16 protein-coding genes, 1 tRNA gene and 1 pseudogene are annotated in these 16513 nt (G+C 38.2%); 9 read left to right on the forward strand and 9 right to left on the reverse strand.

What is annotated here, in order from left to right:
- Positions 1–62: 62 nt before the first annotated feature.
- The 4 genes and pseudogenes from TOL5_RS01190 to TOL5_RS01205 all read right to left on the reverse strand — a co-directional run bounded on the left by TOL5_RS01190 (position 63) and on the right by TOL5_RS01205 (position 2394).
- A complete protein-coding gene (locus tag TOL5_RS01190) occupies positions 63–653 on the reverse strand; it encodes a hypothetical protein (protein WP_227544064.1) in 591 nt (196 codons plus the stop codon).
- A gap of 137 nt (positions 654–790) precedes the next feature.
- Positions 791–1108 (reverse strand): annotated as a pseudogene (locus TOL5_RS01195) (tyrosine-type recombinase/integrase); the annotation flags it as partial.
- Positions 1109–1476: 368 nt separating this feature from the next.
- On the reverse strand, positions 1477–2073 hold the full coding sequence (locus TOL5_RS01200) for a hypothetical protein (RefSeq protein WP_121775828.1): 597 nt from the start codon (positions 2071–2073) through the stop codon (positions 1477–1479).
- 230 nt (positions 2074–2303) lie between these two features.
- Positions 2304–2394 (reverse strand) — tRNA-Ser (locus TOL5_RS01205).
- A 120-nt stretch (positions 2395–2514) separates the two neighbouring features.
- Between TOL5_RS01205 and TOL5_RS01210 the strand changes: the two genes are divergently transcribed.
- Entirely contained in the window at positions 2515–4395 is a 1881-nt protein-coding gene (locus TOL5_RS01210) for a potassium transporter Kup (protein ID WP_004826198.1), read from the forward strand.
- A gap of 48 nt (positions 4396–4443) precedes the next feature.
- Here TOL5_RS01210 and TOL5_RS01215 read toward each other — a convergent pair whose 3' ends face one another.
- Positions 4444–4791 carry a hypothetical protein gene (locus TOL5_RS01215; RefSeq protein WP_228740308.1) on the reverse strand — a complete coding sequence of 116 codons (348 nt, stop codon included), beginning with the start codon at positions 4789–4791 and terminating at the stop codon, positions 4444–4446.
- Between the two features lie 336 nt (positions 4792–5127).
- Between TOL5_RS01215 and TOL5_RS01220 the strand changes: the two genes are divergently transcribed.
- Positions 5128–6174: a DNA/RNA non-specific endonuclease gene (locus TOL5_RS01220; protein ID WP_121775125.1), complete on the forward strand. Its 1047-nt coding sequence runs from the start codon at positions 5128–5130 to the stop codon at positions 6172–6174.
- 190 nt (positions 6175–6364) lie between these two features.
- Positions 6365–6610 carry a hypothetical protein gene (locus TOL5_RS01225; RefSeq protein WP_004826204.1) on the forward strand — a complete coding sequence of 82 codons (246 nt, stop codon included), beginning with the start codon at positions 6365–6367 and terminating at the stop codon, positions 6608–6610.
- A gap of 116 nt (positions 6611–6726) precedes the next feature.
- Here TOL5_RS01225 and aqpZ read toward each other — a convergent pair whose 3' ends face one another.
- Both aqpZ and TOL5_RS01235 read right to left on the reverse strand, forming a co-directional pair.
- Positions 6727–7419 (reverse strand): aquaporin Z, encoded by a 693-nt coding sequence (aqpZ, locus tag TOL5_RS01230; protein WP_121775124.1) that lies wholly within the window; start codon positions 7417–7419, stop codon positions 6727–6729.
- A gap of 283 nt (positions 7420–7702) precedes the next feature.
- Entirely contained in the window at positions 7703–8707 is a 1005-nt protein-coding gene (locus TOL5_RS01235; protein ID WP_121775123.1) for a helix-turn-helix domain-containing protein, read from the reverse strand.
- Between the two features lie 215 nt (positions 8708–8922).
- Here TOL5_RS01235 and TOL5_RS01240 point away from each other — a divergent pair, with 215 nt between their 5' ends.
- Positions 8923–9561, forward strand: a complete 639-nt coding sequence (locus TOL5_RS01240; RefSeq protein WP_004826210.1) for a sterol desaturase family protein — start codon at positions 8923–8925, stop codon at positions 9559–9561.
- A 653-nt stretch (positions 9562–10214) separates the two neighbouring features.
- On the opposite strand, the gene TOL5_RS01245 is transcribed toward TOL5_RS01240, so the two are convergent.
- Together TOL5_RS01245 and argH are read right to left on the reverse strand one after the other, a co-directional pair.
- Complete coding sequence (locus TOL5_RS01245; protein WP_004826212.1) at positions 10215–10484, reverse strand: oxidative damage protection protein; 270 nt, start codon at positions 10482–10484, stop codon at positions 10215–10217.
- Between the two features lie 11 nt (positions 10485–10495).
- A complete protein-coding gene (argH, locus tag TOL5_RS01250; protein WP_004826213.1) occupies positions 10496–11926 on the reverse strand; it encodes an argininosuccinate lyase in 1431 nt (476 codons plus the stop codon).
- Between argH and TOL5_RS01255 the strand changes: the two genes are divergently transcribed.
- The 5 genes from TOL5_RS01255 (at position 11917) to TOL5_RS01275 (ending at position 16510) form a co-directional block, all read left to right on the forward strand.
- Positions 11917–13077 carry a sensor histidine kinase gene (locus TOL5_RS01255; RefSeq protein ID WP_162987713.1) on the forward strand — a complete coding sequence of 387 codons (1161 nt, stop codon included), beginning with the start codon at positions 11917–11919 and terminating at the stop codon, positions 13075–13077. The two genes, argH and TOL5_RS01255, sit on opposite strands and share 10 nt — an antisense overlap.
- Before the next feature lie 52 nt (positions 13078–13129).
- The gene (locus tag TOL5_RS01260) at positions 13130–13867 is read left to right on the forward strand and encodes a LytR/AlgR family response regulator transcription factor (RefSeq protein ID WP_004826215.1); all 738 of its coding nucleotides are present in this window, start codon (positions 13130–13132) and stop codon (positions 13865–13867) included.
- 96 nt (positions 13868–13963) lie between these two features.
- Positions 13964–14890: a hydroxymethylbilane synthase gene (hemC, locus tag TOL5_RS01265; protein WP_171428661.1), complete on the forward strand. Its 927-nt coding sequence runs from the start codon at positions 13964–13966 to the stop codon at positions 14888–14890.
- A 10-nt stretch (positions 14891–14900) separates the two neighbouring features.
- Positions 14901–15683: a uroporphyrinogen-III synthase gene (locus TOL5_RS01270; protein ID WP_005035260.1), complete on the forward strand. Its 783-nt coding sequence runs from the start codon at positions 14901–14903 to the stop codon at positions 15681–15683.
- Positions 15680–16510: a hypothetical protein gene (locus TOL5_RS01275; RefSeq protein WP_042087899.1), complete on the forward strand. Its 831-nt coding sequence runs from the start codon at positions 15680–15682 to the stop codon at positions 16508–16510. Before TOL5_RS01270 ends, TOL5_RS01275 begins: the two co-directional genes overlap by 4 nt.
- Positions 16511–16513 lie beyond the last annotated feature (3 nt).

A 16513-nucleotide genomic window follows, 5' to 3' on the forward strand; every position in this document is an offset into this window, starting at 1 on the left:
ATTAAATTTACAATTAAGCTTTATGTAAATAAGGCTTAATTGTCTAAATTATGACGATTAAATTAATAAAGCTTTGCTAGTAATTCATATTCTTTTGAATCTTCTGTTAATGTGACCATTTCAAGATTTTTGTATCTAAATAAAGTCGGCATCTCATGAAACATGTCATAGAAGAAAGATACTGATTCTTTGTACATTTCTTGCTTTAATTTGGAGAAATTTGGTCTGTAGAACTCACCTGAGCCGAGTATTGGGGTGTAGAAAATCTTGATATGATTGATATGAAGACCTGGCAAATGCTGACTAATAAAATAATTAATCATGTCCTCAAAATTGATTTCATAAAAATCAATTTCTCTATCTCCATCATAGTCATATCTAACATTAGTGATAATGAGCCATGTTTCTAAACTATATGGATGATATATATAGATATCTGCTGAAATGTATTCACCATCTTCATTTTCATAACCACCAGGCAAAGGTCTATAAAAACCATCAAAAGCATTGGTTACGAGTTGAGCTTGAGACTTTTCTGAGTCATCTGCAAAACTTCGAATAGCATCAACAGTGCTTTGATGTAATTTAAATGCTTTATTAATTATTCCACGGCGTTCATTACTTTCTTGATTGATTTCAGCTCTAGTTTTCACTATAAGGAAGTCCTTGTAAGTTTTATATTAAGTTTGATAGGGTATCCTACTTTGCTTTTTAATATAGGGTATCCTACATTTTTATGCAAGTAGAAGAGCTATTTAATTCGATAATTTTGATTTAGGTATATTGATAATCAGCTTATAGTTTTATTTCTTAGCCCATCAATAAAATCTGACCACTCCTGCATCATCTTTGTTCGGTACTCTAAATGCTGTGCATGGTTGTATGCCTGAGATGCAGCATTAACAACCTTATGCGCTAACTGAATTTCAATCGCATCATGCATATAGCCTTGTTCATGTAGTGTCATTGATGTAAGTCCACGAAAATCATGTCCAGTCATTTTGCCGTTATAACCCATTGTTCGAATTACACAAAGTAAAGCATTGCTACTCATAGGTTTGGCGGTGCTGTACTTATAAAAAACGTGATATTTATTGTCAGCGAGAGGTCATAATCTTGTTTAAAATTGACATTAAACTATTCTGTTGTTTAAATAAAAGTTAACAGTATCAGTTGATTTGTAGACTTGATGATTTGATAGAGTCATACAACAAAAAAAGCCTAAATCACGACAGTTTAGGCTTTTTAGCTTCCAATGGATGAGGTTGGAATAAATTTGGTAGGGATTAAAGTATTGATAAAATTTCTTATTCACCCAATTAAAAAATTGGATACAAATAATTTAGCTCTTTCATTTATCAACTACTATCAAAATCTATACAAGTTCCTTTTTAGATAAACTAACTACTTGAATGCAATCAAAGTAGTAGATGATGAAGTAATCTACTACTATCTGATCATTATCAAAGTTTATTTTTATGGGAACATTTTTTTAATTAGGTTGTTTAGATCACTCCAACAAGTCCAATCATATAAAATTTTTACAATAGTCAAAGCACAAATAAAACAAATCACCCAATACGTTAGTGTAAAAAAGTCGGTTGGTATACCTGTTATGGAATGATAGCCTTGTTTTAATTCATTACCTTTCAAGTATAATGCTAATGGTACAAATCCCATAACAAAGATCATAATGCTATTAATTACATACATTTTATATCTTTCAGATTTTATTGATTTTATTGAAACAATTTCAGAGTTTTGATTATGGGTTACTTCATATGTCAATCTGTTTCGTGCAAAAGCCCAATAATCACCCTCAAAATAATTAGGATTAAATTTTTCTAAGAAAAAGTTTAATTCTTCAATTTTTGCACTTTTCGCTCCTGTTAAGGCTGAAGCTGCTGCATTTAAAAGAATAGTCTTTGTTGCTTCATTTTCATTAGATTCAAGAATTCTTTTACGTTCATCAAAGAAAGATTTAAGTCTATCGAATCTATTTTTACAAATATTTCTTATAAATGTTGGTGTAATTATCTCAATCATTTTTAAAAAAATGTCCCAAAATTTCATTTATTTAACTCAGTTATTAGATTGTAATCATTATCTCTGAAAGGAAGAAATGATCAATAAGTGGGCGTCTCAAAATGTCGTCATTTATTTATGGTTTTGATTTATATGTATTTAATTTTTTAATATTTTAAAATATGAAACTTCTAATCATATAATATTAACAACAAAAAAAGCCTAAACCACGACGGTTTAGGCTTTTCAGCTTCCAATGGATGAGGTTGGAATAAATTTGGCGGTGAAAGAGGGATTCGAACCCTCGATACGCTATAAACGTATACACACTTTCCAGGCGTGCTCCTTCAGCCACTCGGACACTTCACCAAGGCGAGGGATGATAACCAAAAAAAAGAATTCTGCCAAGCAACAATTGAGTTAGAGCAAAAAAAATTTCACAGTGATATGATTGCGCAAAAATAGTGTCTAATTTTTGAAGACGAATCTATGCAAAGTACTGCAAAAAAAGCCGCGTTACCTGCGATCACACTCGCAGCACTAGGGGTGGTATTTGGAGACATCGGAACCAGTCCCTTGTACGCCCTACGCCAATGTTTTCTCACCGCACACATCGCCATTACTGAAGCAACAGTGCTGGGGATCTTATCGCTGATCTTCTGGTGCATGATGCTCACCATCAGCTTTAAATACGTCACCGTCATCATGCGGGCAGACAACAATGGTGAAGGCGGGATCATGTCTTTGCTGGCGCTCAACTTGCGTTCCAACCGAATCCCAGATAACCGAAAAATCTTTCTGATTGCTTTAGGCTTTATCGGGGCATCGTTATTTTTTGGCGACGGTATCATTACCCCAGCCATTTCAGTGCTTTCTGCGATTGAAGGGCTAAGTATTGCTACACCGATGTTTAACAAATGGTTAATGCCATTGGCGATTGGAATCCTTACCGCACTGTTCCTTGTGCAACGACATGGTACAGGGACCATGGGTAAATTCTTTGGTCCAATCACCCTGACGTGGTTTGCATCCATCGGTTTAATTGGTATTCACAGTATTAGCCAAACACCTTATGTACTCACCATGCTGAGTCCACATTGGGCTTTAAACTTTATTTTTCATCAGCCTTTTGTTGCCTTCTTAACGATGGGAGCGGTGATTTTAACCGTAACAGGGGGTGAAGCACTTTATGCCGATATGGGACATTTTGGGCGACTGCCGATTCGTTTAGGTTGGTTTATTATCGTATTGCCTTGCCTCTTACTCAACTATGCAGGGCAAGGGGCGCTGTTGCTACGTGATCCAAGTGCGATTGAAAACCCATTCTACCTACTCGTGCCTGAGTGGGGTTTATATCCGATGATTGCCTTGGCAACAGCAGCGGCAGTGATTGCCTCACAAGCGGTGATTACAGGCGTATTTTCAATGGCAAACCAAGCCATTCAACTGCGCTACTTACCACGGTTAACCGTACATCACACCTCTGATGTTGAGCAGGGACAAATTTACTTACCATTTATTAATTGGATTTTATTTGTTTCAATCCTGTTGCTCATCGTGATTTTCCAAAACAGTGCCAACCTTGCCAATGCTTATGGTGTGGCGGTCACAATGACTATGCTGTGTGACACGATTCTAATCGCATTTTTAGCTTATGGTTTCTGGCGTTGGCCAAAGTGGAAAGTGGCATTATTTGCGGTGCCATTTTTAGTGATAGACAGTGTTTTTATTGGCTCAACCTCATTAAAAATCATCTCTGGGGGCTGGGTGCCGATCTTAATCGGTGCAATCGTGTTTACCATTCTGATGACATGGAAAACTGGGCGAGAAATTGTCTTTAACCGTTTGGAAAAAGATGCGCTGCCACTGGACTTGTTTATTAAAAGCGTCAGCTTGAGTGATGAAACTCAGTTTGTACCCGGACAAGCAGTATTCTTAACAGGTAACCCAAATATTGTACCGCATGCGATGTTGCATAATATTAAACATAATAAAGTGCTACATGAACGCAATATCATGGTGACGGTGATTACCCGTGATGTGCCTTATGTACCTGAGCAAGAGCGGATTCGTGTTGAAGTCTTAGATGATCGCTTCCAACGTGTCTTTGTTTATTATGGTTTTAAAGATCAACCAGATATTCCGAATGCACTTGAATTGGCATATAAGCAACTTGAAGTTGAGTTTGATATGATGCATATCAGCTTCTTTATTTCACGTGATCGTTTGATTCATACTGTGGGTGAGGGTATGGCACCATGGCGTGAAAAGCTGTTTATTTCGATGCAACGTAATACCAGCCCTGTGAGTGACTTCTATCAAATTCCACCGAACCGTGTAGTTGAAATGGGTAGCCAAATCGAGATTTAAACAAATTCAAAATATGAAAAGCCAGAAATCATTCTGGCTTTTTTTATTTCAATCATTGGCTTGCGTTGATGTTGGTGCGGACGATGAGCGTTGCGAAAGGTCTTGATGTTGAGGAGGTGGGGCAATATCGATAATTCGGCGTGGTTCAGTTGAGTTCGGATCTTTCGGGATGGCTTCCAATATGCGTGGAGTAGGTTTAATTGGGGGTACTGTGGTTTTTAAGCGCTGATGGTGTTGGCTTTTATTCTGTAAATGAGGTTTTATTGTCAGCTTGGACTGCTTTTCAATACTTTGCTTAGCGGTTGGTGAAGCAGCAAAAGCAGCGCAATTTAGCAAAGCACAGAGCAGTATCATTCCATATTTTGCTTGAAGTTTGAATCGTCGGAATATTTGCACTGTCTGTTATTCCATAAACATGATGGATGAATATAAACCCTGCGACAAATTGTGTCGTAAAGCTGTCGAAGATCTGACTTTAACATGCCATAATTTCGATGACAGCAGCAAGTCATACGATGGAAGTAATTTAATTTCTTAATTTTTTTGCAAGCAATCAATACTTGAGAAATTTAAAAAATTGTTTGAATAGGTAAAAATTGTAGAAGCTTTATTCAGTTGAATATTCACATAATATCTTTCGTTGTCTGAGCTTGTTAAGCTGTTTTATTGAATTCAAAACCAAGTATGGATTGGTTCTGAATATCTTGTCTGTTATGTGGCTTAGGATGATTTTTGTTGAAAAATTCAGTAGTTAAATTGGTGTTGGGTCTTGTGGCTACTGGAAGCTTTGCAATTGCATTTGGTCAAGAGAAAATTTTGCAGTTATTGCCTTTTACTCAAGGCAGTTCTCTTAATTCTGAATGCTTAAATCAGTTCTATCGAGATCAACCGCCGATCTTGATGAAAGACAGTTTAAAAAAGAACAGTTATCCTTTGTGTTTCAATGGCTTTAATGTGATGTATTCGGGCGTTTCCAAAACACCACTATGGACAGCGGAGTATTTATCGCCACAACGGTTAAGCCAAAAGATTAAACGTGAAGACAGCTTCCATGAAGAGGAGCGAATCAGCAGTCAGCATCGAGCACTACTGTCTGATTATCGTGGTTCTGGTTATGACCGTGGACATATGTCACCCAATGCCGATATGTCGACCAAAGCCTCTCAGTTTGATAGCTTTTCTTTGGCAAATATGGTGCCCCAAGCGCCAAAAAATAATCAGCAAGTCTGGCGAGAGTTAGAAGAAGCAACACGTGCGATTGTAACCAAACAAAAGAAAGATGTTTATGTGGTTACGGGACCATTATTTAGCGGCAAAAAACTTAAAACCATTGGCCGTGGTGTGATTGTTCCAACCGCTGTCTTTAAAGCGATCTATTTGCCTAAACATGGCATTATCGGTGCTTATTACGCGCCTAATAATAATTCATTGCAGGTTAAAGTGGTCAGCGTGTGTTATTTGGAAGAGCAGCTAGGAATGAACTTATTTCCACAGCTCACCGAAGAACAAAAGCGCAATACCTATAAATTGCCTTTAAATGCCAATCAAGTAAAAGCCAATAAAGAAATCGAATATTCTCATTGGGATGCAGAAAGTCAGTGTGCTGAAGCTGTGCCACAGGATCAGATTACTACGGTACAAAAGCAATTCCAGCCTGACAGTCGTTCTACATCGACCAGCAATATTGAGTTGTCTAAAGTAGATGAAGAAACCAAAGATGCTTTGGTAAAACAATTGGCTGAAGCTTTGTTGCATTATATTTTACAAATTTTGAAATAATTAAAGCCTTATTAGAGGAGAATCTATCTATACTAGAGCTGTTTTATCCAGCAAAAAATGATGATCAAAGCTCAATCATATGGATATTGAAAGTGGCTACTCGCTTTGCGAGAGGCTGGGTATGATGGTGCTTAAAAGAGTATATACAAGCAGGTTTTTGTTTATAACTTTAACAATAGAGAAAATTAAAATGTTTAAAGCTTTTGAAAATGATACGGAATCGCATGCAATTCATGATTTGACCTTAGAAAATCAACTGGATTGTGTCAATGTCTATGGCAACTTGCAGATTACTAAGGATCAAGCAGGCTTAAAAGCTGCTAAGGTTTTACAAAGTTATTTGAATGACATTGTGGCAACTTTGGAGAAGCAAAGTGATCTGCCCGCGCAGATTGTTCGTCAAAATGAAGGTGAAATAGAAAATCCGTTTCTTTAAGCGCTATTGATTTAATTTCTATTTAAAGATTGAGATAAAAAAACCTGCTGAAGCAGGTTTTTTAAAATTTAACGGATTGAATTAAATTTCAATGTGCTTGATTTAAACCACAGCATTTAATTGCGTGGCTCATTTCCAACGACTTTATAAATAATTGCACCAATTACAGCGCCCACGATCGGCGCAACCCAGAATAACCACAGTTGGCTCAATGCAGCGGTTTCTGCAAATAAAGCGACCGCGGTACTGCGTGCTGGATTGACGGAAGTGTTGGTTACAGGAATACTGATTAAATGGATTAGGGTTAGCGCCAAACCAATCGCAATCGGTGCAAAGCCTGCTGGTGCGCGTTTATCCGTTGCACCTAAAATTACGATTAAGAATACTGCGGTTAAAACAATTTCAATGATCAATGCTGAAACCAAAGAATATTTTCCTGGAGACAAATCTCCATAACCGTTGGTTGCAAAGCCACCTGTTCCAGCGAACCCAGCCTGTCCTTGAACAATTAAATATAAGATAAAAGCCGCGAGAATACCGCCGACGACTTGAGCAATGATATATGGAACGAGGTCTTTGGCATCAAAACGACCACCCACCCATAAACCAACACTGACTGCTGGATTGAAGTGTCCACCTGAAATATGACCGAGTGCATAAGCACCAGTAAGTACTGTAAGACCGAATGCGAGTGCTACACCAGCAAAACCAATACCTAATTCTGGGAAAGCAGCAGCAAGTACTGCGCTACCACATCCTCCAAAGACCAGCCAAAAGGTTCCGATAAATTCTGCAAGATATTTATTCATATTGATTCCTATTTATTTTTTTTAACGGAATGGGTTATGTCGCTATTTTTTAAATAGTTGATAACCTTTCGATGAGGTACAACTTTATATTTTCAGCATCATTATCATAGTTTAAAAATATGAAAATTGAATCATAAATAAAAAAAATTGCTAATACTATCACTTAATGTTCTGATTTAATTGTGGAAAAAACTGCACAGATTTGCCAAAAATATGATCTAAATAAAGTATTAATAGAGGAAATTTAATAAATATTTATCATTTAAATCAGGCATGATGATGTTTAAGTATTTCGATTTTGAAGTCGCCATTGTTGCGGTGTGAGCCCGGTCCATTGTTTAAAAGCACGTTGAAAGGCACTTTGTTCGGAGTAGCTCAAAAGCAAAGCAATTTCATGTAGTCCTAAATAGCGATCCTGCAAATATTGAAAGGCGAGTAGTTGCCGAACATCTTGGACACGTTGTTGGTAGGTGGTATTTTGACTTTGTAAATGACGTTGTAATTGGCGTGTAGACATATTGAGCTGCTTGGCAACTTCCTCAATTTGATAATTATTTTTTTGTAGTCCCAATAAAATACTTTGTTGTAAGCGCTCATCTAATTGGGTGGTATTCGGCAAGCTGTCCAGTAGAGCTTGTGCTTGTTGCATCAGCAACTTTTGTAAGGTTTGGTCACTTTGTTTAACCCGAATGGTTAAAGCAGAAATAGGGAAGATCATCTCAACTTTTGGTTGTTGAAACTTTACTGGACAATTGAAAAAGCTTTCATATGCCATGCTATTTTTGGGTACTTGGTGAATAAAATTGACTTGATAAAGTTGAATATTGTCAGAAACAAATAAACGTAAAAATTGAATCATCACAGCAATCGCGATTTCATCCGTGATTTGAGTGGTGAAGTGAGCCGGTAGATTTGCCCAACCTACCGAAATATGTTGTTCATCATAATATTCGACTTTAAGTGGGCTACCATCATAAATTAAACGATGAAAATCATGATAACGGCTGAGGGCTTCTCCTAAACTGTCACAGGACTGTGCAATATAGGCAATAATGCCTATATGCTTCGGTTGTACATAAGGTGCGATTTCTAGCCCTAAAGCAGGGCTTTGTACTTGTGACTGTATCTCATCCAAAATTTCACGCCAAACGGTATAGTCAAAGCGTTCAAGATTTTGAACCTGTTGTAACTTGGGTGAAATGTTTAAGCCTCTAGCTTCGCTAAAGGTATAGAGTAATTGCCCAAGCCCTCCATAAACGGAGCCTGCATAATCCTTTAATAGCATCATTGACACATCTTGTTGTTGTGCGATTTACATCATGTAAGATCAAACTTGGCGCTATTTTAAGCGAGTTTAAATCCAGCAAACAAGTCGCATTTTATGGGGTTGGTGATAGATTTTCTATAGTGTTCATGTCGTGATTTGTCAATGAAAATACTTTTCCATGTCAATATCTTTTTTCAGCATAGTTTTATATTAAAAATAAGCAGAGGAGAAAAAACATGTTAAAAGGCTTTTTAGTTGGATTGGTCTTTGCGAACGGCTTTGAGTGGATTGCACATAATTATATTTTGCATGGTCAGCACCGTCCTGGAAAGCCACGTTTTAGCCCTGTTCCAAGAAGTATGAAATCGCATTGGGAACATCATCGCGAAGTCCGTAAGCAGGATTTTCATGATGATGGTTATGTGCAAGGTATATCGAATTGGCGCACCAAAAATGAAATTGTTTCATTGGCAGTGGTTGCAGGTGCTGCGAGTTTAATTTTTTATCCGATTTCAAAAGGCATGGTGGCTGCATCTTTATATAGTGCATGTAATTATTATTATATTCACCGCCGTGCACATTTAGAGCCAGCATGGGCGATGAAGAAAATTCCTTGGCACTATGACCATCATATGAATGCAAATCAAGATGCAAACTGGTGTGTGACCAAGCCGTGGTTTGACTATCTGATGGGAACGCGGGTGATCTCATCCGCAGATTTACAAGAGCAAAATCCGTTGGGAATCACGCTACCTCAGCCGATTGCACACTGGGTTTCAACAACCGTTGAAAAGTATTTTCCTGCAAAATGGGTTGAGAAAAAACCACAAGTGATTGAAGAACATTCGGCGAACCGTGTAGATTCAGTCGCCTGATCTTGTGTTTTGTTAAAGTTTAGCTTTGACTCATCTGATTGGTTTGGAGCGCTATTCTTGTCTCCATTGATCTGAAAGCGCGAATTATCAGTTCGATTGTCGTGATTTGTCACAAAATATGTATGTTTGGTCAATGTATAACATTTTTTCATGATTATACTGGCTAGCATCAAGATATGTTTCAGAATGCAAATAGCTGTCGTTTCTGAAGTTTATAGGAGTCTCCAAGACTCCTTTTTTTATGTCTGTAAAACAAAAATCGCACTTCTCACATGGCACGATCAGCGTAGCTAATGGGGTTTGATGAGTATCAAATCAGAGCTAAGCTAGTACAGCTTAATCTATGGTATCCATGTCGCCAAACGCGATAGCGATGCTGGTCAAATTGGTAGATGTCGGTCAAATTGGTAGAAGGGAAAACAAAATCTTTCTACAACCTAAGCGCTATATAAAATATTTGAAAGAATAGCGTTAAGTTGAACGCATATTAATTTAATCTCATTTAGAGAAATGCGATTAGATTCTGGCAATGTTTTAAGTGCTTTGTTCTTTTGAGCATCAATAGACCATAAAAAAATCCCCATCAGGGGATTTTTTTATGAAGCACAATACATAGGTTGCTTTCAAATGACCATTGTATAGATATTTGAATACTACTCTGGTTTAAGCCCTTCAGCTTTTTCCAACGATTCATCATTATTGAAGAATTTTTCACGTTGTTCTTCTAAAAACTTCTTAGCATCCGCTTCAAATACATTTAAACGTTTTTCATTAATCAATGTGGTTTGATGCTTTAACCATTCTTGCCAAGCTTGTTTAGACACAGTGTCAAATAATTCCTGTCCTTTTGCGCCTGGGAAAGGTGCAAAGTCTAAACCTTCTAACTCTTTTTGATATTTACGGCAAAATACTTGTCGAGTCATATCAAAACTCCTTATGCATAAAGTTTTTCTAAACGTGTATGAGCGCGTTCAATCGCCGCTGCCACTTGAGCAGGTGCAGTCCCACCAATATGGTTACGGGCATTCACTGAAGCTTCTAATGTCAATGCTTTTTCAAATACATCTGCCTGAATTAAATCAGAGAACTGCTGTAATTGTTCAAGCGTTAATTCGGAAAGGTCTTTAGATTCCTGAACACCCAATGCAACTGCCTTACCTACGATTTCATGGGCATCACGGAAAGCGACTCCATTTTTAACCAGATAATCTGCCAAATCTGTTGCAGTAGAGAAGCCACGAAGTGCTGCTTCACGCATTACATCAACATTCGGTACCAGTGCAGGAATCATGTCTGCGAAAGCCATCAATGAACCACGGATGGTATCAATGGCATCAAATAATGGTTCTTTGTCTTCTTGATTGTCTTTGTTATATGCCAAAGGTTGACCTTTCATCAAGGTTAACAGGCTCATAAGATCGCCATAGACACGACCAGTTTTACCACGAACCAATTCTGGAACATCTGGGTTTTTCTTTTGTGGCATGATCGAAGAACCAGTACAGAAACGGTCTGGAATATTCACAAATTTAAATTGTGCAGACGTCCAAAGAATCAATTCTTCTGACATACGTGATAAATGCATCATGATCAGTGAAGCAGCTGCGTTGAATTCAATGGCAAAGTCACGGTCTGATACCGCATCTAGCGAGTTTTCAGCAACTGCTTCAAAACCTAATAATTCCGCAGTGAACGCACGATCGATCGGATAGGTCGTACCTGCCAATGCCGCTGAACCCAAAGGCATACGGTTAACACGTTTACGACAGTCAATCAGACGCTCAGAGTCACGTACCAACATTTCAAACCAAGCCATTAAATGATGACCAAAAGTCACAGGCTGTGCAGTTTGTAAATGCGTGAACCCAGGCATGATGGTTTGGGTATTGTTGCTGGCTAAGCGAAGAATACCTTTTTGTAGTTTTTCCAGTAATTTTAAAATTGCATCAATTTCATCGCGAACATAGAGACGAATATCTGTCGCAACTTGGTCGTTACGGCTACGCCCGGTGTGTAGCTTTTTGCCTGTGATACCAATACGCTGAGTCAAGCGAGATTCGATATTCATATGCACATCTTCAAGATCGATGCGCCATTCGAATTGACCTGCTTCAATTTCAGTTTTAATTGTATTCAAACCATTGATAATGTCATCACGTTCTTGTTCTGTAAGCACCCCAACTTTTGCTAACATAGTTGCATGTGCAATAGAGCCAGCAATATCTTGTTTATAAAAGCGTTGGTCAAACTGGACAGAAGCAGTAAATTCAGCAACAAAGGCATCAGTAGCTTCAGAGAAACGACCGCCCCACATGCCTGAAGTTTGGGCTTGTGACGGATTAGAGGAATTAGAAGATGTGGTCATATCGGCTCAGTAAGAAAAAAAGCAGTAGAACTAAACGCAGTATAACAAATTCAGCCTCACTTGCCGAAGTAAAGCACAATCATTCATCAAGAAAATCTACTTCGCATTTTCAGCCTTCGTATTTTTTTAGCAAAATGGGGCATCGTCAGTATTTATTGGAATTATTTATTTCCAGTAATGTATTGGCTTTTTTATTGGCACTGGCAGAAGCACAGTCGTGGAGTAATTTAAATGTTTGGCATGTTTTAGAATATATTTTATATATTAACTGGATATTATTGGCATTTGCTGCCTTTCAAGATCTATTTGCCAAAAGGTTAGCGCAATATACTTATTTGTCGGTGATGATTTTCAGTTTTATACTTTTACAGGTCATCGTCATGTGCACAACTTTGGTGCTGAATATTGTGCATTATTGGGCTGTTCATTTTTCTTTACAAAATATTTCGACAAGCGATATCAGTCATAATCTTATTTTGCATTTAAGTTATGGGATATTACTCGGTGCATTTTGTTTGCGTTATATGTATATTCGCGAGCAAGCCGTTTTACAACAACACAGTGAATTAAATGCACGGGTTCAAGCCATGCAGGCGCGAATTCATCCTCATTTTCTATTTAATAGTTTAAACAGTGTGGTGAGTTTAATTGCAATTGATCCAGATAAAGCAGAACAAATGCTGATTGACTTGTCAAAATTGTTTAGAGCAAGCTTTCAAGAATTAAAATTGGTGACCTTAAAAGAAGAAATACAATTATCGAAACAATATATTGCCATTGAACAAATCCGTTTGGGCGAGCGTTTAAATGTTGAGTGGAATATTCCACAGCCGGGATTATTGGAATATGTGCAAATTCCATTATTAACCCTGCAACCCTTAATTGAAAACAGTATTTTTTATGGGGTCGAAAACCAAATGAAAGATGCCAAGATTGGGATACTGGTTGAAATATTGCAAAATCAAGTCAATATAGTCATTACCAACCCATTTTTACAAGATAGAATAAAAGTGAGACAAGGGCATGGAATTGCTTTAGAAAATGTAAAACAGCGTTTAAAAGCACATTTTGGCGATTCTGTTTATTTTCGGAATTATGCAGGGAATGGATTATTTACGATGGTCATTCAATATCAGTATAAAAATAGATGATTGAGACATGTATTAAAAATAAATAATGTAGGTATTTGGGTAAGGAGGAGCAATGGACATCCTGATTTGTGATGATGAACCGCTTGCAGTGGAACGCTTATCACGGTTGGTGTCGCAACTTGGGCATCAGGTTATTGCCACAGCACAACATGGAAAGCAAGCATTGGAGATGGTTCAACAGTTTGAGCCTGACGTCGTGTTGCTGGATATTCAGATGCCAGAAATGGATGGCTTAAGTTGTGCGCAACATTTGGCGCATTTTAACCCGATGCCTGCAATCGTATTTTGTACAGCGTTTGATGAGCACGCTTTACAGGCGATTCAATCTCAAGCAAAAGGATATTTGTTAAAGCCAATTGCCAAGGATGAATTGGAAACAGTTTTAGGGAATGTGACTAAACTGACGCAAGCTCAATTAACTCAGATAGAAAAAAAAGAACTCATGGAAGAAAAAGTGCAAAGGCAGCAAATTGCTGCAAAAACCTATCGAGGTTTGGAACTGATCCCTGTTGAAAATATTTATTATTTTTTAGCAGATCAAAAATATGTCACCGTTCGCCATAAAAATGGGAGCGTTTTGATTGATGAAACCTTAAAGGATTTGGAAACTGAATTTTCAGATCGTTTTATACGAATACACCGTAATGCACTCATTTCTTTAGATTATTTGGATGGTCTGGAAATGGTTGCTTCAGGACAGTATCAAGCGCGATGCCGTGAGCTTGAGGAGCGTCTGGCGGTGAGTCGTCGACATTTACCTTTGCTTAGGGAACGCATGCAGAATTTATAGTTTTGTGTGAAAGATAAATCATTTTGATAATTTACTTGCATTTTTAAGATTGCAGGGTAAGTTTAGAGTGTTTAAAAGTTTGGCAAAACTGAAATGATGAAAACCTTGAAAATCGCAACTCGACAAAGCCCGCTTGCATTGTGGCAGGCAGAACATATTCGTGATCGTTTAGAACAATTGCATCCGCATATCAAAGTAGAGTTGGTGACTTTTGTCACTCAAGGCGACAAAATTTTAGACACGCCCTTGGCTAAGATTGGTGGAAAGGGTTTATTTGTCAAAGAGCTTGAAGCAGCATTGATGGATGGACGTGCAGATTTAGCTGTACATTCTATGAAAGATGTCCCTATGCAATTGCCTGAAGGTTTAGAGCTGGCGGTGATCTGTGAGCGTGAAGATCCATTTGACGCCTTTGTTTCAAATCATTATGCAAAGTTTGAAGATTTACCTCAAGGTGCCAAACTTGGTACTTCCAGTCTACGCCGTAAATGTCAAATTCTTAAACAGCGTCCTGATTTGGATGTGATTGATTTACGAGGCAATGTGGGTACACGCTTGTCTAAGCTTGATGCAGGTCAGTATGATGCGATTATTCTCGCCAGTGCTGGGTTAAAGCGTTTAGGGCTTGCACAACGTATCCGTCATAGTCTCGCACCAGAACTCAGCTTGCCTGCTGTGGGACAAGGTGCATTAGGTTTAGAGTGTCGTTGTAATGACCCTGAAACTTTGAATTTGATTCTGCCTTTGATGCACAATGAAACCAATGCGTGTGTACGTGCTGAACGCGCCTTCAATGCTTATCTTGAGGGTGGCTGTCAGGTACCAATAGCAGGCTTTGCAACACTGGACAATCAAGTATTGTCTTTAGAAGGTCGTGTTGGAAGTACGGACGGTCAGACATTGCTGTGTAGCAAGGTCAGTGGTACTGCCGAACAAGCAGAGCAGTTGGGTGTAAAACTCGCACAAGATTTATTGCAACTTGGTGCTGGGGATTTACTTAAAGCACTGTATCAAACACAGTAATTGGATTCCGATGCTGTTTATCAATACACGTCCGATTGACCGAGCTGAGCCTTTAACAGCATGCTTGCGTCAATCAGGTTTTACTGTGGTTGATTTGCCTTTATTAGCGTTAAAGCCCCGTCCATATGACAGTACTTTAGCTACACTGTATTCAAAACTTTTAACAACACAGTGTATCGTCGTAGTCAGCCCGATGGCTGTGCAGATTGGGATGCAATATCTACAACAGTCAGGACTCTCACTTGCACAAATTCAACATATTCAATGGATTGCTGTTGGAAAAAAAACGGCTCAATGCTTGGCTGAGTTTGGGATAGCAAGTCATGTACCCGAAGTGGAAAGCTCCGAAGGTATGCTGAGTTTACCGATATTTAATAGCATAGAGAATATTCAGAAAATTGCATTTTGGCGCGGTAAAGGTGGTCGCCAATTTATGATGCAACAGTGCCAAGAACGTCATATTGATGTTTTAAACTTTGTTTTATACGAGCGTTTATGCCCACCAGAAACCCAAATACAGTTTTCTGCTTTGCTTAATCAAATAAATCAATTTGAGCCGCCTTACTGGACGTGTATCAGTAGTGAAGCAAGCTGGCGAAATTGGTTGGCGTTGACAGAAAAGCATCCTCATTTGGTTGATGCCTGTCATTATTTAGTTTTGGGTGAGCGTTTGTATCAATTATTAATGCATGATAAAAATACGACTCAAAAATGTTTTAATATCACTCAAATTTTAACGCTAGAACCAAAAGCAATTCTACACAGCATTGTGCAGTTGCAAAGGAAATTATGAAGAAGTTTATTTATATCTTATTGTTGATCGCTCTAGGATGGCTCATTAAGTTGAGTTATGACTTCTATCATGTTTCACAACAGTTGGATGAGATTCAACAAACACTGCATAAAAGTGAACAAAAAAATGCCAGTTTGAACGATCAATTGGTGGCAGTAAAAAGACAAGCGGATGAACCGAGTCAAGAAACAAGCAAGCAACCTCCTGTACTCAAAGAACCCAGTACGGGAATTAACCCAAGTGTGTTGATTAAACAGCAACTTGAGTTGGTCCAGTTTGCGATACAACAACAGCAATTTGTTTATGCGCTGGAGCATTTAACCCAAATTAACCAATCTTTAGATCAATACGCATTGGCAGAGGCAGTTAAGCAAAGTCTGCATCAAAGCATTGCTCAAGATATGCAGAATATCCAACAGTTTGTGATTGAAAGAAATGCACAGCAAGATCAGTTGGATAGCTTAATCAAACAAGTTGATCAAAGTTTGACTGCAGAACTGAAAAATAATCAACTTAAATTAAATACCAGTCAGAGCGCCCACTTTTGGGAGAAATGGTTCAAGGTCGATGTACTTAGTACGGATACACCAGAATTGAGCAATCGTCGCTTTATTTTAAAAGAAACTCAATTGAGACTTTTGCTTGCTCAACAACTTCTGATTAAAGGTCAAAATGTTGAATATAAAGCCATGCTGAATCAGGCGATTCAACAACTTGATCTGTTGCCTGATGCTGCAAGTCAGAACATCAAACAACAATTATTAAAAATTAAACAGAGCTCACAATCTCCTGTTCCTAAGCTGAATAGCTTGGCAGTGTTGGGGTAGTGG

This window comes from Acinetobacter sp. Tol 5 (assembly GCF_019702905.1).
In the GTDB taxonomy this organism is placed as follows: Bacteria; Pseudomonadota; Gammaproteobacteria; order Pseudomonadales; family Moraxellaceae; genus Acinetobacter; species Acinetobacter bereziniae.

Bases quoted from the DNA above. Each gene is read 5' to 3' on its own strand.
- TOL5_RS01200 (WP_121775828.1), bottom strand. From the start codon at position 2,073: ATGAAATTTTGGGACATTTTTTTAAAAATGATTGAGATAATTACACCA.
- TOL5_RS01210 (WP_004826198.1), top strand. From the start codon at position 2,515: ATGCAAAGTACTGCAAAAAAAGCCGCGTTACCTGCGATCACACTCGCA.
- TOL5_RS01225 (WP_004826204.1), top strand. From the start codon at position 6,365: ATGTTTAAAGCTTTTGAAAATGATACGGAATCGCATGCAATTCATGAT.
- aqpZ (WP_121775124.1), bottom strand. From the start codon at position 7,419: ATGAATAAATATCTTGCAGAATTTATCGGAACCTTTTGGCTGGTCTTT.
- TOL5_RS01235 (WP_121775123.1), bottom strand. From the start codon at position 8,707: ATGATGCTATTAAAGGATTATGCAGGCTCCGTTTATGGAGGGCTTGGG.
- TOL5_RS01240 (WP_004826210.1), top strand. From the start codon at position 8,923: ATGTTAAAAGGCTTTTTAGTTGGATTGGTCTTTGCGAACGGCTTTGAG.
- TOL5_RS01245 (WP_004826212.1), bottom strand. From the start codon at position 10,484: ATGACTCGACAAGTATTTTGCCGTAAATATCAAAAAGAGTTAGAAGGT.
- TOL5_RS01255 (WP_162987713.1), top strand. From the start codon at position 11,917: ATGTGGTCATATCGGCTCAGTAAGAAAAAAAGCAGTAGAACTAAACGC.
- argH (WP_004826213.1), bottom strand. From the start codon at position 11,926: ATGACCACATCTTCTAATTCCTCTAATCCGTCACAAGCCCAAACTTCA.
- TOL5_RS01260 (WP_004826215.1), top strand. From the start codon at position 13,130: ATGGACATCCTGATTTGTGATGATGAACCGCTTGCAGTGGAACGCTTA.
- hemC (WP_171428661.1), top strand. From the start codon at position 13,964: ATGAAAACCTTGAAAATCGCAACTCGACAAAGCCCGCTTGCATTGTGG.
- TOL5_RS01270 (WP_005035260.1), top strand. From the start codon at position 14,901: ATGCTGTTTATCAATACACGTCCGATTGACCGAGCTGAGCCTTTAACA.
- TOL5_RS01275 (WP_042087899.1), top strand. From the start codon at position 15,680: ATGAAGAAGTTTATTTATATCTTATTGTTGATCGCTCTAGGATGGCTC.